This window comes from Candidatus Tisiphia endosymbiont of Ptychoptera albimana (genome assembly GCF_964026605.1).
In the GTDB taxonomy this organism is placed as follows: Bacteria; Pseudomonadota; Alphaproteobacteria; order Rickettsiales; family Rickettsiaceae; genus Tisiphia.
Genome location: NZ_OZ032164.1, coordinates 663,086 through 677,707, shown reverse-complemented (window position 1 = coordinate 677,707; position 14,622 = coordinate 663,086). Strand labels below are relative to the sequence as shown.

Below are 14,622 nucleotides of genomic sequence, written 5' to 3'. Positions count from 1 at the left end.
AACTCTTGCCACCTTATTACTAAACTGTTATAAAAACGTACAGAATATCTGAAGTTGTTTAGAATGAAAGAAAAAAACGCACCTATTTTGAATACCCCAACTAAGAAAACTACAAACTCATTAGATACTGATAATAATCCCTTTTTTAATGTTAGGTATATTTGTCAATCAACGACTCTAATTACTGAATCTATACAAAAAGGCTTTGATGTTGCACAGTTACCTAATGGAGATATTACAGTTACAGAAATTAAAACAGTAAATGTTCACTATCATTGGGATTCTTTTAAACAAAAATTTGTTAAAGTAAGCCAAAGTTAGCATTATACACTATAAATATATTATTTTTTTGCAAAATATACTTAGTGTATGTATAATATGTTATATAATTAAGTGAATCGATTGTGTAATTAATTTATGGTAATAATATGCTACTTAAGAACATAGTAACCTTCATTGCTGTTACTTTATATTTTAGTCTATCAATATGTTTTGCAACTACCATGCCAAGTAATAACAATCCAGCAGCATCATTAGAAGCATCAGCTCCTACTGCATTAACTGCATCTGTTACAATACTAAATGCTTGGGCAAGACCTTCTGCTACTGTTAGCAAAAATAATAATTCTGCAATATATTTTGAGATTTTTAATGACTCTGACCTCGATTACAATTTGGTAAATGTTTCTTCAGATATAGCTAACAAGGTTGAATTACATAAAAGTTTTGTTGATGAAAAAGGGGTTAGTAAAATGGTAAAACTCGATAAGCTAGTCATCCCAGCTAAAAGTAGTGCTATTTTACAACCGGGTGGTATGCATATTATGCTCTTGGATCTAAGAACTATATTAAAAGTTGGTGATAATTTTGATTTATCCTTATATTTCGATAATGGTCTTCAGAAAGTTGTTCAAGTAGAAGTAAAAACAAAGTAGTTAGTCGTTCTTATAATGAATGGATATTTGCCTTATATGCCAGCTATTGTTAACTCTAGTATCGGTAGTCTAGATGTCATCCTATGCTGGCAAAGCTTTCCTTGTTTGTTGTTCCCATTCTTTAGATCATCCGAGTATACTCTTTTGCTCCTACGAATTGTTTTTTGAAAATATCATGGATTCGCATGCTCATCATTCATTTTCAAATCCAATTCTTCAAATCATTTGAGTATATACGTGAACTCCTACAGTTTTGCGAAACTAATTATTTAAATTAACCTGAATTCGATGTAACAAGTTACATCGAATTCAGTATTATATATAGAAACAATCAGGTGTAGAACCGCTTCAAGAGTGCATTTTTCCTTATAACAAAGCAAGTATCGATATAAGAATTAATAATTCTTATATCGCACTGAGGTTAAAGTAGAAGAATATATAAATATTTTAATGAGGCTGCCCTGCTAATTAAAGTTTTAGTACTTTTAATTTTTAACTATATCATTTATATTCGGTAATTTAAACATAGTATGTGTAATTATATATGACCATTATGTCTGATAATTGGATAAGAAAAATGTGTATAGAACACGATATGATTGCACCTTTTACTGATACGCAGGTTAGATTGAATAATTCAGAGAGAATTATTTCTTATGGTTTATCTTCATACGGTTATGATGCAAGAGTCTCGAAGGAATTTAAAATATTTACTAATATTAATTCGGCAATAGTTGATCCAAAAAATTTTGATGAATATAGTTTAGTAGACAGAGAGGTTGATGTTTGTATTATTCCGCCAAACAGTTTTGCCTTAGCAAGAACAATTGAGTATTTTAAAATTCCAAGAGATGTGCTAGTTATCTGTGTTGGTAAATCAACCTATGCAAGATGTGGTATAATTGTTAACGTAACGCCGTTAGAACCGGAATGGGAAGGGCATGTAACATTAGAGTTTTCCAATACTACCCCACTGCCAGCAAGAATTTATGCTAATGAAGGAGCATGTCAATTTTTGTTTTTAAAAGGTGATCAAACTTGTAATATATCTTATGCCGATCGTTATGGGAAATATATGAAACAAAAAGGTGTTACCCTTCCAATAACTTAAAATTTAAAATGTAAAGGACTATATTATTATGAAAGATACTAACCAAAAAGAAATGCCTCATATCGCTGTTAATGCACAATACATAAAGGATTTATCTTTTGAAAATCCAGACGCTCCGAGATCTTTAGTATCTTTGGAACGTAATCCACAAATTGACTTATTCCTAGACCTCAATATTTCTAATTTACCTGAAGAGAATTTTTATGAGGTAGAATTAAGTATAGAAGCTAAAGCAATGAGTGAAAATCATAGACTATTTATAGTGGACTTAAAATATGCAGGGGTTTTTAATTTAATTAATATAGAGGAAGATCAACACCAAATAATACTAGCAATTCATTGTCCAGCAATGATTTTCCCATTTGCTAGAAAAATTATTGCTGATGTCACTCAGGATGGTGGTTTCCAACCATTGATGATTGACCCGATTGATTTTGGTGCTTTATATCATAAAAAAATGCAAGAAAATGATAATTAACCATTCACCTTACATATAGCATTTAAAAATTGTAGAAAAGTACAAGACGTCTATTAGCAAGACCACATGAGTGTCGTGGCAATCCACATTCATTAGACTATCGCTGTAACACCCCCTTATAAGTCAATATAAATAATGATTTATATTGACTTTAATATCTATTATATCATACTTTTTACTTACAATTGCTTCGTCGTCGCAAAGCAGCTCTTCGCTAATAGGTGCTAGGCTGTTTTTCCTATGACTTTTAAATTGCCATGGGGGTTATGTGTAAGGTAAGTTAACTATAAAATATATAGAAACAATCAGATTTGAGACAGTTCTTCATCTGATTGTTTCGATAATTTCACTGAATTTGGGATAAGAATTGACAAATTCTTATCCCAAATTCGCGTTACTTGGATATTATTTTGATAAAATTACTTGCTCTTATAGAGATAAAGTGAGAACATAGATGTGTAATAAAGAATAATAAATTAATAATTATAAAAAAGTTAATGGGAGAAATATCATGAGGGTACTGTTAGTAGAAGATAATAGTGATATAGTTAGTTCTATTGAATTAACGTTAGCTTCAGAAGGAATTATTTGTGAGGTGGTGGAGTTTGGTATAGAAGGAATAGAAATAGCTAAAATTTATAATTATGATTTAATTATTTTAGACCTGATGCTGCCAGATATTAGTGGGTTCGAAGTCCTACTGAGATTACGTTCTGCTAAAGTAAAAACACCTATACTGATTTTATCAGGTATTACTACAGTTGATCAAAAAATTAAAGGACTTACGTGTGGGGCAGATGATTATATCACAAAACCATTTAACCGCGAAGAGTTAATTGCTCGTATTTATGCAATTGTTCGTCGTTCTAAAGGACATTCTGAGTCAGTTGTTAGATTTGACAAGGTAAGTATTCATCTTGATACTAGAATTGTAGAAGTTGATGGAACAAGGGTTCATTTAACGAATAAGGAATATGCTATTTTAGAATTATTAGTCTTACGTAGGGGAACAGTACTGAATAAGGAGATGTTCTTAGACCATCTTTATAGTAGTGTTGATGAGCCGGAAATTAAAATTATAGACGTATTTGTATGCAAATTACGTAAGAAATTAGCTGATGCTGCTGGTGGTACAAATTATATTGATACAGTATGGGGGCGTGGCTATATGTTGAAAGAATATGATGAACAAGAATCACTATTGCATCATTTTCAAGGAGAAGTTATTGAACCTTCTCTAGAATCAGAGGTAGAAGATAACAAAGAGTCGTGATATAAAATAAAGGAGTATGATTTTGATTCTATCGTCTATCAACTCTTCATTTACGAGCAGTATAACAGAAGCTTAATTTAATATAGATAGAGAATTATGATACCTAGCAAGATAGAATTAACTGGTAAAGTCTATATTAAATATGTTGATCCTATACCAGTCCCAAATGTTGGGGATGTTAAGCTTTTATTAAATGATGATGCATTGAGTCTTAACAAAGGAGATTATGATAACTTAAAGTCAAGTGGTTATATTAAAGCAAAAATTTTTGATGGACTTGTTTGGCAAAATATTAATATAAGTGAGTTATGTCTTGAAAAAGAACATAAATTTACTAAAAAACAAAAATCTATTGACTCAGCCTTACTGTGCCGAAGTATAATTGAAAAACATCGGGGAGTCACGTTGCACCGAACTTATAGAGGACATTTTACTACTCAAGAATAGACTTTGTAAACAGAGGACTAATAAATGGAAACAGATGACAAAAAACCAAGGGACTCTAGAAAATTGGCAGACCAAATTAAAGATGCATTAGTAGGCATCACTGATAATGAACTTGGATCTGATGAGGCGATGGAAATTTTCAATGAGTTAAGTAAAAACGATGCTTTCGAACAGGAAATAGAACAAATATTGGCTTGTCTTAACGAGCAAACAATGGATCTAACAAAATTACAGACACAGATCATCCTATTAATAAAAAAATATTTAGGTAAAATTGCACACAAGAAATTAGGAAAATTAGGTGTTAAAATTGATGAGAACCTTGTTAGTAAGAATGTTGCTGAAGTAAGTAGTTACTTAATGCAACAACATTTACAATTGGTAAAAGAAGCTAACCGAGGTTTGATAAAATCAAAAGATAAGCTACAAGGCATAAGTAATCAATCTAGATTGGAAGCAAAACGTTTAGTGAAAAATTTTGCTTTATACCAAGTTTATAAGTTCATGAACCCTAAAAGAATAGCTGGAGAAACAAAGGAAGAAAATTTTGCTTATAATATGATTAGAGGGGGGATATATCTAGCTAAAAAATATGAGGGTGGATCGAAAAATGATCTTAAATCTTATTCTCCAGAATTTATCAAAAAATTAGATAAGGCTCATCAGAATTTTAAAGGTAGTGGCAGGACAATTTATTGATTAAGTTATTGATTGCGAGTTACCCATTATGGATTGTTTTATGCTCCAATTGAAGTAGGATTATTTGTATAACCCCAGTTGTCAATTAAATAGGAGTGATGAAGTAGAACCACTATGAAAGCAACATTATATATCTTAAGTTCATTTGGACTTGGAGCAATGAAAGCTAGTATAGTAAAATCTCTTAATAGTAGTATACCTATTTCTCTAGTTGTATTTTTACAATTCTTTCTTTGTGCTATCTTTTTTTTACCAAAAGTTATTAGGTCTCGTGGTCAATTAATAGTATCACAGCGATATTGTGCGTTAATTACAAGGGGATTATTGGGGACAGCATATTGGTATTGCATGTTTTCAGCAGTAAATTACTTGTCTCTTTTCAATGTTAGTACACTTACGAATCTGTCTCCAATTTGGGTACTGCTAATAACGGGTATTTTTACTAATAAATCTATCAAAAATGATCTATTATTTTTAGCAATAATTGGCTTTATTGGCTGTTTATTAATACTGAAGCCATCAGTAGAAATTATAACTTCAGGAATCATTTTTGGATTACTTAGCGGAATATTTATGGCATTAACTATTATATCATTACACAACTTACTAAAAACAGAGACCTCAGATAGAGTATTAGTATATTATTTTTGGATTTCCTCTCTTATTATGTTACCATTTTTAGTGGATTTTAATATAACACAAGTTTCTTCAAAGGATTGGATATTGCTATTAATCAACGCTCTGTTGATGCTTTTACACCAAATATTATTAAATAAGGGATTAGAAATTGGTTTAGCTACTGAAATGAGTATACTAGCTTATAGTAGCGTTGTATTTTCTTTAATTTTAAGTGTAGTTATATGGCAGGAAATACCAGATAATTTTTCGATTATTGGGGCAATAATAATAATCTTAAGTGGAGTATATATATCTAGGAGACAAAAATCGTAAACAAAAAGTAGAGTAAGATGAATATATCTATTAGTTTATGCTTTTGCAGGGATAACATTGGTGAATTTTAGATATCCTCAAGACTACTAACGTCTAACAAGTAGTAAATGAAGCTTTACAAATTGGCAACATTTGTAGTATAAGAGCCTAGGATTAAATTATTTAAAGAATTATAAAAATGAATATTCATGAATACCAAGCAAAGATGATTTTGAGGCAATATGGTATACCTACTTCTACAGGAGTTGTAATATTGCAAAAAGAAGATATCGATAGGCTAATTGATGGTTTAGAAGCAGAAATATATGTGGTTAAAGCCCAAATCCACGCAGGTGGTAGGGGAAAAGCTGGGGGTGTAAAAGTTGTAAGAACTAAAGAAGAGGCAAAGAAAGCAGCACACGCAATGTTTGGCATTAACTTAGTAACTCATCAGACGTCAGCTATTGGGCAAAAGGTTCGCTATCTCTATGTTGAATCTGGGTGTGATATTTTAAAAGAATATTATTTTAGTGTCGTTTTTGATCGTAGTAATAGCAAGGTAACTTTTATAGCTTCTACTGAAGGTGGGGTAGATATAGAAGAAGTTGCTCATAATACTCCAGAGAAAATTATTAAAGTATCAGTTGATCCTGCAACAGGCATACAGCCATTTCATTGTCGTAGAATGGCATACAAGCTTGGTTTTAAGAATGAGCAGGCAAAACAAATGATGAAAATTGTTGAATCAACCTATCGAGCTTTTATAGCAACTGATGCTAACCAAATTGAAATTAATCCATTAATAACAAAAGCTGATGGTAGTTTATTGGCACTTGATGCCAAGATTAACTTTGATGATAATGGATTATTTAAACATCCTGATATTTTAAATATGCGGGATGATGATGAAGAAGATGCTCTTGAAATAAAAGCAGCTAGCCTTGGTCTTAGTTATGTTAAGATGGATGGTACTATTGGTTGTATGGTGAATGGGGCTGGGCTAGCTATGGCTACAATGGATATTATCAAGCTTTATGGTGCTGAACCGGCAAACTTTTTAGATGTTGGTGGTGGGGCTGATCGTGAGAAAGTAACGGAAGCACTAAAAATAATTTTATCAGATTCACATGTACAAGGGGTTTTAGTTAATATTTTTGGTGGTATAATGCGTTGTGATATAATAGCCGAAGGCATTATTGCTGCAGTGAAAGAGATTGGCATTACAGTTCCACTGGTTGTACGTTTAGCTGGGACCAATTTTGAATTAGGTAAAAATATTTTAGCAAATTCTGGTTTAAAAATAATTGCTGCAAATGATTTAGGTGATGCTGCTGTTAAGATCGTTGATGCAGTAAAATAATTCATATAAAAATACGGAAAATGCATATATGTCAATATTAGTTGATAAAAATACAAAAGTAATTTGCCAAGGTTTTACTGGCTCTCAAGGGACTTTTCATTCTGAGCAGGCAATCAGTTATGGTACTAAAATGGTAGGAGGGGTAACTCCTGGAAAAGGTGGAAATACTCATCTAGATCTACCTGTATATAATACAGTACATGAGGCAGTTGCAAAAACTAAGGCTACTGCCAGCGTTATTTATGTTCCACCACCTTTTGCTGCTGATTCAATTTTGGAAGCTATAGATGCAGGAATTAGTTTGGTAGTGTGTATTACAGAGGGAATACCGATACTTGATATGATAAAGGTCAAAAGGGCATTAATCGGATCAAAAACTAGATTAATTGGGCCAAATTGTCCTGGCATTATTACTCCTGATGAATGCAAAATCGGCATAATGCCTGGTTATATTCATAAGAGAGGTAGGGTAGGAATTATATCCCGGTCCGGTACTTTGACTTATGAAGCAGTAGCACAGACTACAGCTGTTGGTCTTGGTCAATCTACCTGTATTGGTATTGGTGGAGATCCAGTTAATGGAACCGATTTTGTTGATTGTATTGAAATGTTTTTACAAGATGATGAAACAGAATCGATTATTATGATTGGTGAAATAGGAGGGGATGCTGAGGAAAAGGCTGCTGAATTAATAAAAAGCTCAAAGATTAAAAAACCAATAGTTACTTTCATTGCTGGTGTTACTGCTCCTGAAGGTAAAAGAATGGGGCATGCTGGTGCAATTATTTCTAATGGACAGGGTTCAGCTGAAGATAAGTTGGAGGCATTGCAAAGTGCAGGTGTTACTATCACTAGATCGCCAGCTGATATTGGTAAAACTATGTTTGAACTATTAAAGAAGCTCTAAACCTTAGAGGTAATAACTGCAAAAGCTACAGAAATTGGGTAATCGTCTGAAATGGACAAGTGAATTTTGATTTGTCCAAATTTGTTTGGATTTTCAGGATGACAAATTTGGACAAAGGGCTTTCCTAAGGCATCATTTAGTATAGAGATGTCTTTAAATCGTAAACCCCGCCCAATTCCGATACCAAGGGCTTTGCTAACTGCCTCTTTCGCAGCAAACCTTTTTGCTAAAAAACAACCATATTGGTCTTTACTTAGAGAAGTTAGCTTTTGTATTTCCGTTTTAGAAAGAATTATGTTTACAAAACGCTGGTCATATAGGTTTAATATCCTTTCTATTCTTGGAATTTGTACTATATCTGTACCAACACCAATAATCATTTTTGTTCATCATCACTAGCATTATCATCAAATATTTGATCATCTAAATCAGAGTAGTCTTCAGTAACACAAAGATCTGAGCCGTTTGGTAAATAATCAAACTCTTCTACAGCAGTATCAAGGGAAGCATCAGTATTTTCTTCATCAATAGGATCGATTCTGCTTTTTGTTCGAAGACGTTTTAATAATTGTGCCTTTAGGGCTGGAATCGTTATATGGCCAGCAGCTATTTCACGTAATGCCAGTACAGTTGCCTTATCGCCTTTCACGTTATTAATAGTCATTTTACTACCAGAATTTATATCATTTGCTCTTTGAGCAGCTAAAGCTACAAGCTTAAATCTATCGTGAATTTTTCCAATACAATCTTCAATCGTTATCCTAGCCATAATACTCTCTTTTTAATTTTATAAGATATATATACAATAACGGATCAGTATAAAGTATAATTAGTAGATTTCAAGAATAGAATTTTCATTGCCTCTCTAGGGTAGTTTAAAAATCATAGATACAGGTGGAAAGATGTAAGGACACTACAAAGAATTGGGGAAAATATTATGTTTTTTTGAGCATTTCTTTATATAGATCTAAGGTTTTACTAAGCATTAAATCAAGGGAAAAATTATCGATGACTGCTTTTCTTGCTGCTTGTTGTATTTTGTTACCTTCATTAGTTTTGAGTATAGATAAGCAATGTTCGATTTTTTCTGCTAAATCAACAGCATCGTTTGGTTTGACATGAAATCCAGTTTTTTTATCTAATATTGTTTCAATAGCTCCACCTATATTTGTAGCAATTACTAGCTTTTCCATTGATTGTCCTTCAGTTATAGTGCGACCAAATGCTTCTGGCTCAATTGAAGTAGATATTACTATATCTGAAACACCGTAAAGGCTGAGCATATCAGCTTCATTACCAAAAATTTGAATTTTACTTTGTAGCTTCAATAAGTTTATAAGAGATTTTACTCGATTGGTAAAATTGGGATGTTTGGATAAATCTCCAACCATTAGACAGTAGAAATCTAGATGTTTTAATTTGCCAAGTGCTTCAACAAGGGTAAGATGCCCCTTCCAACTGGTCATTCTTGATGGTAACAATATTATAGGAGTATTGTTAGATATACCGTATTTCTTTTTATGTTTTAGTAACTTTTCTTCGGTAACATTTTTTGGATCAAAATAACTATAATCTACCCCTCGATATATTACAACAATTTGATCTTCTAGGATTTGATAATTAATTAATATATGGTGTTTTACAAAATTAGACACAGCTATGATCTTTTCGCCTTTGACCATGACGCTATTATAAAAATGTTTGAAAGGATTTGAGATGTTATAAATTCCGTGGAATGTTGTTAAGAATTTAGCGCCCGTAGCCTTTGCCGCCATATAACAACTCCAAGCTGGAGCTCTAGATCTTGCATGCACTATATCTACATTATATTCCTTAATTATTTCTGACAGAATTCTTGCGTTTTGCCATATTGTCAAAGGATTTTTAGTCGCACTATTCATAGAAATATGCGGCACTCCTGCTGCCACTAATTCTTCAACCAATGAACCACCAGATGAGACTACAATAACATTATAATCAACTTTTTTTAACATTTTAGCCACTTCAATTGTTCCTCTCTCTACTCCACCAGAGAATAAAGCTGGAACTACTTGCAAAATGGTGGGTTTATGATATCGTTTGGGTGAATCTGATGAAATCATTAATTTTTTACATAATTAATTTAAATGCATAAAATATATAATACAGAAAAGAAAAGATTTATCACTTACAATCATCACAAAAGTAGCAAAAAAAATATGCCATCGGTAATTTTTTTGCATGGCTTGATGTCGGGTATGAATGGTAAAAAGGCTATATTTCTTGAGAATTACTGTAAAAAACGTGATTATAATTTTATCACATTTGATAATTTTGGTCATGGAGAATCATCAGGTAGATTTCTAGATGAAACGATTGGATCTTGGCTTACAGGGGTTGAATTAGTTTTAAATAAACTTGTAGTGCAACCAGCTATTATCATAGGCTCAAGTATGGGTGGTTGGTTAGCCATTCTTGCTGCTATAAAATTTCCTAGTAAAGTTTGTGGTCTTGTTTGTATTGCTCCTGCCCTAGATTTTACAGAAACTATTTGGCAGAACTTAACTGAAATGCAAAAAACACAAATGCAACAAGAAAAATACCTTGAGGTTAGTGGGCGTAATTGCAACGATGAATATCCAATAAGTTATCAATTAATACTCGAAGCTAGAAATCACTTGTTACTAAACTCAAATAGTATTAATCTTCCGGGAGCTATACATTTAATTCACGGAATGCTAGATGAGGACATACCTTATACCATCTCAAATAACCTTGCAGAAAAAATTACTAGTGATATGGTAGTGATAAAATTGATAAAAGACGGAGTTCATACTCTTGTACGAGAATCAGATTTAGCTATAATAGCTAATTCTTTGGAAGAAATAATAAACTTATAATTAGAACTATAAATAAACATATATTTGCTAAAATAATTAAAGTTTCCGATTTTTTAAAAATATCGGAAGTAATAGATACGCTAGATCAAGATAGCTTGGTGATTTTTGATGTAGATGACGTACTTATCATGGATCAAGATGAATATCGCTTAACTCATCCTTATAGACGGCAATGGCTTGCTGAAAGCAAAAACCGTCTTACGAGAGAAGAAAGACATCTTTTATACAGTATTATTTTAAAAAATCGTACTATTCGCTTAGTGGACTATAATATAATTGATATACTAGATAGATTATGGAAGAGGCAAATCCCAACTATTGCTCTGACCAAATTATATACAGGGAAATTTGGTGTTATTGAGGATTTTATCAATTGGCGTCTTAAAGAGCTTAAAGGGGTAAATATAGATTTTATGAAATCTACTCCGATAAAAGAGGAAATATTAGTTGATGAATTAGATATTGGGGGTGGTATACCAACGATGAAAGAAGGTGTGATTTTTACAGCCGATGTTGATAAAGGTGCAGTATTAGAGAATATTTTACATAGAAAAAACTACTATCCTAAAACAATAATGTTTGTTGATGATCTTTTAGAAAATATTGAGTCAGTGGCAAAAATATGTAGCAAATTACAGATTAATTTTTATGGTTTTGAATTTGACGGAGCTTCTCTGATCCCGGAAGCAGAACTAGATAAAAAAAGTGAAAAAATTCGTTTTGAGATTTTGGAGAAGGAACATCGTTGGATACCAGATTTAAAACTATAATTATTTTTTTGTGTATATGCATTACTTCTTGCTATGCTATAGCTGAAGAACAAGAGAGTATTGGGGTAAAAGCTACTAAAGTACAAATGGCTGATTTATATAATGTTTTCAGTGTTATAGGACAATGTAAGAGTGGTATGAGCCGTGATTATTATGCAAATGTTTCTGGTAGACTTGATTTAGTATCTACTTCCCAAGGAGGTAAGATCCATCAAGGTGATGTTTTGCTTATTATTGACCAAGATTTAGCTGTGTCAATTAAGTCACAAGCGGAAGTCTCTTTAAGAAAAGCTATGGCTTCTTATAACCGTAACAAGGAATTATTTGCCAAAAAATATATTAGTAGTGATGTGCTAGAAAAATCTAATAGCGAGTTAGAAGAAGCTAGGCTTGCTTTTGCTAAAGCAATGAATAGTTACAACGATATGGTTCTTATAGCTCCATTTGATGGATATATTGGTATAATAAAATCCAAAATAGGGGATAAGATAAAACAAGGAGATTATCTTTTTAGCATTATTGCTCAAAACTCTACTACTGATAATATTTTAATGGAGCTACCTGAGGGGCTTTATAATCAGGTGTCAGAATCCACTAATTTAGTGATAACCGATAATAAGGGTGGATTAATTAATGGAAAAATTGCTGAAATCTCACAATATGTTTCAGATAATGGTACTATAAGTGCTAAAGTTATTATTGATTCTAATAGTAATATTGTGCATGGAAGCTATGTAAATATAGATCTAATTCTTAACAAACATAGGAATTTAGCTGTGCCTAATCAATCGGTACAGAGTAATAATAAAGGTGAGTATTTTGTATATAAAGTCAATGACAATAAGGTACAACAACTTTATGTTAAACTTGGCACTAGTTTAAATGGTTTAACAGAGATTATCTCAAGTGAAATTAAGGAAGGAGATATGGTGGTATTGGAAGGGATTACTAAGATTTATGATGGTAGCGTCGTCAAATTGTTAGATTAACCTGAATTCATATAACAGGTTACATTGTTAAGCATCAACCGCGAACGATGTCACCGAACTAAGATTAAATTAACAGAGGATTAAAATGGAATATATATTATTAGTTTGTAGTATCGTGGCAATTCTTATTATTGTACAGATGGTTAAGGTTGTACCACAACAACAAGCATGGGTTGTAGAAAAGTTTGGAAAATTTGATAAGGTTCTGCAGCCAGGATTGAATATTTTGATTCCAGTGATTCAGAGAGTAGCCTATAAACACACCCTGAAGGAAGAAGCTATTGATGTTACTGCTCAAACAGCCATTTCAAATGATAATGTTACGTTATTAATAGATGGTGTTTTATATGTAAAAATTGTTGATCCAGTCGCTGCATCTTATGGTGTTAATAGTCCATATTATGCTATCACACAGCTTGCACAGACCACCATGCGTTCAGAAATAGGAAAATTACCATTAGATAGGACTTTTGAAGAACGGGAAACGTTAAACATCGCTATTGTGTCTGCTATTAACCAAGCTGCAATGAATTGGGGGATACAATGTATGCGTTATGAAATTAAAGATATTCAGCCACCACAAACAATACTTAAAGCGATGGAATTACAAGTTGCAGCAGAACGTCAGAAACGAGCTCAAATTTTGGATTCAGAAGGCAATAGACAAGCAAAAATAAACCATGCAGAAGGTGAGAAGGCTCAAGTTGTATTAAATTCTGAAGCTTCCTATACTGACCAAGTAAATAGAGCTAAAGGTGAAGCTGAGGCAATAGGATTAGTAGCAATGGCTACTGCTAAAAGTATTGAAGTTATTGCCGCATCTATTCAAAAGTCTGGGGGTAATGACGCAGTATCTTTAAAAATTGCTGAACAATATATAAATGCTTTTGGTGAGTTAGCCAAAGATAGTAATACAGTAATTCTTCCGGCAAATCTTTCTGAACCAGGAAGTTTTATAACTCAAGCTTTAAGCATTTTTGATCAGCTAAAATCAGTGAGCAATAAAAAATTGTCTAAGGAATCTTCTATGAAGAAACAAACTAGTGCTAGTGAGTAATTACTTATTTAACTTGAATTCGACATAAAAATAATTATTATTCTAAGCATTTTCGAATGTCAACCCTAACAGGGACTATATTGATAACAAGTTATATCGAACTCAGGTTACAATAAATTTAGGAGAAAATTTAATGACATACGTGCCTATAGTAGTTGAACAAACCCCTAGAGGGGAAAGATCCTATGATATATATTCTAGGTTGTTAAAAGAACGTATCGTTTTTGTTTGTGGTCAAATTGAAGATTATATGGCCAATGTAGTGGTTGCACAATTACTGTTCTTAGAGGCAGAAAATCCAGAAAAAGATATTTTCATGTATATTAATTCTCCTGGTGGTGTTGTAACTTCTGGTTTGGCAATTTACGATACTATGCAATATATTAAACCTAAGATTTCTACGCTTTGTATAGGACAGGCTTGTTCAATGGGTTCTATGTTACTCACTGCTGGAGAGAAAGGTATGCGTTATGCTCTGCCGCATAGTCGTATAATGATCCATCAACCGTCAGGTGGTTACCAAGGGCAGGCGACAGATATAGAAATTCATGCTAAAGAAACCATGAAATTAAAAAGAATGCTCAATAACTTGTATGTCAAACATACAGGACAAGAACTAGATTCTATTGAAAAAAGCATGGAACGTGATAATTTCATGGATCCCGAAGTAGCTAAATCATTTGGACTAGTTGATGAAATTATCACCGATAGAGCAAAAATCTTAGTAAGAAAATAGTTTAAAAGGTTATTAGATGTTATGGATTCCCGCTTACGCGGGGAATGACAT

At 32.5% G+C, this 14,622-nt stretch carries 18 protein-coding genes; 15 read left to right on the top strand and 3 right to left on the bottom strand.

Features of this window, described 5'->3' with window-relative positions:
- Window positions 1-63 precede the first annotated feature (63 nt).
- The 10 genes from AAGD36_RS03280 (at window position 64) to sucD (ending at window position 8,140) form a co-directional block, all read left to right on the top strand.
- Window positions 64-321 carry a DUF2671 domain-containing protein gene (locus AAGD36_RS03280; RefSeq protein ID WP_341755938.1) on the top strand — a complete coding sequence of 86 codons (258 nt, stop codon included), beginning with the start codon at window positions 64-66 and terminating at the stop codon, window positions 319-321.
- A 107-nt stretch (window positions 322-428) separates the two neighbouring features.
- Window positions 429-935 carry a copper chaperone PCu(A)C gene (locus tag AAGD36_RS03275; RefSeq protein ID WP_341755937.1) on the top strand — a complete coding sequence of 169 codons (507 nt, stop codon included), beginning with the start codon at window positions 429-431 and terminating at the stop codon, window positions 933-935.
- Between the two features lie 544 nt (window positions 936-1,479).
- Window positions 1,480-2,046, top strand: a complete 567-nt coding sequence (gene dcd, locus AAGD36_RS03270) for a dCTP deaminase (protein WP_341747229.1) — start codon at window positions 1,480-1,482, stop codon at window positions 2,044-2,046.
- 28 nt (window positions 2,047-2,074) lie between these two features.
- Complete coding sequence (secB, locus tag AAGD36_RS03265; RefSeq protein ID WP_341755936.1) at window positions 2,075-2,524, top strand: protein-export chaperone SecB; 450 nt, start codon at window positions 2,075-2,077, stop codon at window positions 2,522-2,524.
- 511 nt (window positions 2,525-3,035) lie between these two features.
- The gene (ctrA, locus tag AAGD36_RS03260) at window positions 3,036-3,797 is read left to right on the top strand and encodes a response regulator transcription factor CtrA (RefSeq protein WP_341755935.1); all 762 of its coding nucleotides are present in this window, start codon (window positions 3,036-3,038) and stop codon (window positions 3,795-3,797) included.
- A gap of 96 nt (window positions 3,798-3,893) precedes the next feature.
- Window positions 3,894-4,244: a hypothetical protein gene (locus AAGD36_RS03255; protein ID WP_341755934.1), complete on the top strand. Its 351-nt coding sequence runs from the start codon at window positions 3,894-3,896 to the stop codon at window positions 4,242-4,244.
- Window positions 4,245-4,268: 24 nt separating this feature from the next.
- On the top strand, window positions 4,269-4,943 hold the full coding sequence (locus AAGD36_RS03250) for a DUF5394 family protein (protein WP_341755933.1): 675 nt from the start codon (window positions 4,269-4,271) through the stop codon (window positions 4,941-4,943).
- 114 nt (window positions 4,944-5,057) lie between these two features.
- On the top strand, window positions 5,058-5,894 hold the full coding sequence (locus AAGD36_RS03245; RefSeq protein ID WP_341755932.1) for a DMT family transporter: 837 nt from the start codon (window positions 5,058-5,060) through the stop codon (window positions 5,892-5,894).
- Between the two features lie 178 nt (window positions 5,895-6,072).
- The gene (sucC, locus tag AAGD36_RS03240; RefSeq protein ID WP_341751719.1) at window positions 6,073-7,233 is read left to right on the top strand and encodes an ADP-forming succinate--CoA ligase subunit beta; all 1,161 of its coding nucleotides are present in this window, start codon (window positions 6,073-6,075) and stop codon (window positions 7,231-7,233) included.
- A gap of 28 nt (window positions 7,234-7,261) precedes the next feature.
- Window positions 7,262-8,140: a succinate--CoA ligase subunit alpha gene (sucD, locus tag AAGD36_RS03235; RefSeq protein ID WP_341755931.1), complete on the top strand. Its 879-nt coding sequence runs from the start codon at window positions 7,262-7,264 to the stop codon at window positions 8,138-8,140.
- On the opposite strand, the gene acpS is transcribed toward sucD, so the two are convergent.
- The 3 genes from acpS to AAGD36_RS03220 all read right to left on the bottom strand — a co-directional run bounded on the left by acpS (window position 8,137) and on the right by AAGD36_RS03220 (window position 10,242).
- The gene (gene acpS / locus AAGD36_RS03230; protein WP_341751721.1) at window positions 8,137-8,520 is read right to left on the bottom strand and encodes a holo-ACP synthase; all 384 of its coding nucleotides are present in this window, start codon (window positions 8,518-8,520) and stop codon (window positions 8,137-8,139) included. The two genes, sucD and acpS, sit on opposite strands and share 4 nt — an antisense overlap.
- Entirely contained in the window at window positions 8,517-8,909 is a 393-nt protein-coding gene (gene rpoZ, locus AAGD36_RS03225) for a DNA-directed RNA polymerase subunit omega (protein WP_341755930.1), read from the bottom strand. Before rpoZ ends, acpS begins: the two co-directional genes overlap by 4 nt.
- 166 nt (window positions 8,910-9,075) lie before the next feature.
- Window positions 9,076-10,242 carry a glycosyltransferase family 4 protein gene (locus tag AAGD36_RS03220; RefSeq protein ID WP_341755929.1) on the bottom strand — a complete coding sequence of 389 codons (1,167 nt, stop codon included), beginning with the start codon at window positions 10,240-10,242 and terminating at the stop codon, window positions 9,076-9,078.
- Between the two features lie 24 nt (window positions 10,243-10,266).
- On the opposite strand from AAGD36_RS03220, the gene AAGD36_RS03215 reads away from it, so the two are divergent.
- The 5 genes from AAGD36_RS03215 to clpP all read left to right on the top strand — a co-directional run bounded on the left by AAGD36_RS03215 (window position 10,267) and on the right by clpP (window position 14,571).
- Entirely contained in the window at window positions 10,267-11,019 is a 753-nt protein-coding gene (locus tag AAGD36_RS03215) for an alpha/beta hydrolase (protein WP_341755928.1), read from the top strand.
- Window positions 11,020-11,117: 98 nt separating this feature from the next.
- Window positions 11,118-11,789 carry a DUF2608 domain-containing protein gene (locus tag AAGD36_RS03210; RefSeq protein ID WP_341755927.1) on the top strand — a complete coding sequence of 224 codons (672 nt, stop codon included), beginning with the start codon at window positions 11,118-11,120 and terminating at the stop codon, window positions 11,787-11,789.
- Window positions 11,765-12,778 carry an efflux RND transporter periplasmic adaptor subunit gene (locus AAGD36_RS03205; protein ID WP_341755926.1) on the top strand — a complete coding sequence of 338 codons (1,014 nt, stop codon included), beginning with the start codon at window positions 11,765-11,767 and terminating at the stop codon, window positions 12,776-12,778. The genes AAGD36_RS03210 and AAGD36_RS03205 overlap by 25 nt, the downstream gene beginning before the upstream one ends.
- An 85-nt stretch (window positions 12,779-12,863) precedes the next feature.
- Complete coding sequence (locus AAGD36_RS03200) at window positions 12,864-13,835, top strand: stomatin-like protein (RefSeq protein ID WP_341755925.1); 972 nt, start codon at window positions 12,864-12,866, stop codon at window positions 13,833-13,835.
- Window positions 13,836-13,968: 133 nt separating this feature from the next.
- Complete coding sequence (gene clpP, locus AAGD36_RS03195) at window positions 13,969-14,571, top strand: ATP-dependent Clp endopeptidase proteolytic subunit ClpP (RefSeq protein WP_341755924.1); 603 nt, start codon at window positions 13,969-13,971, stop codon at window positions 14,569-14,571.
- Window positions 14,572-14,622 lie beyond the last annotated feature (51 nt).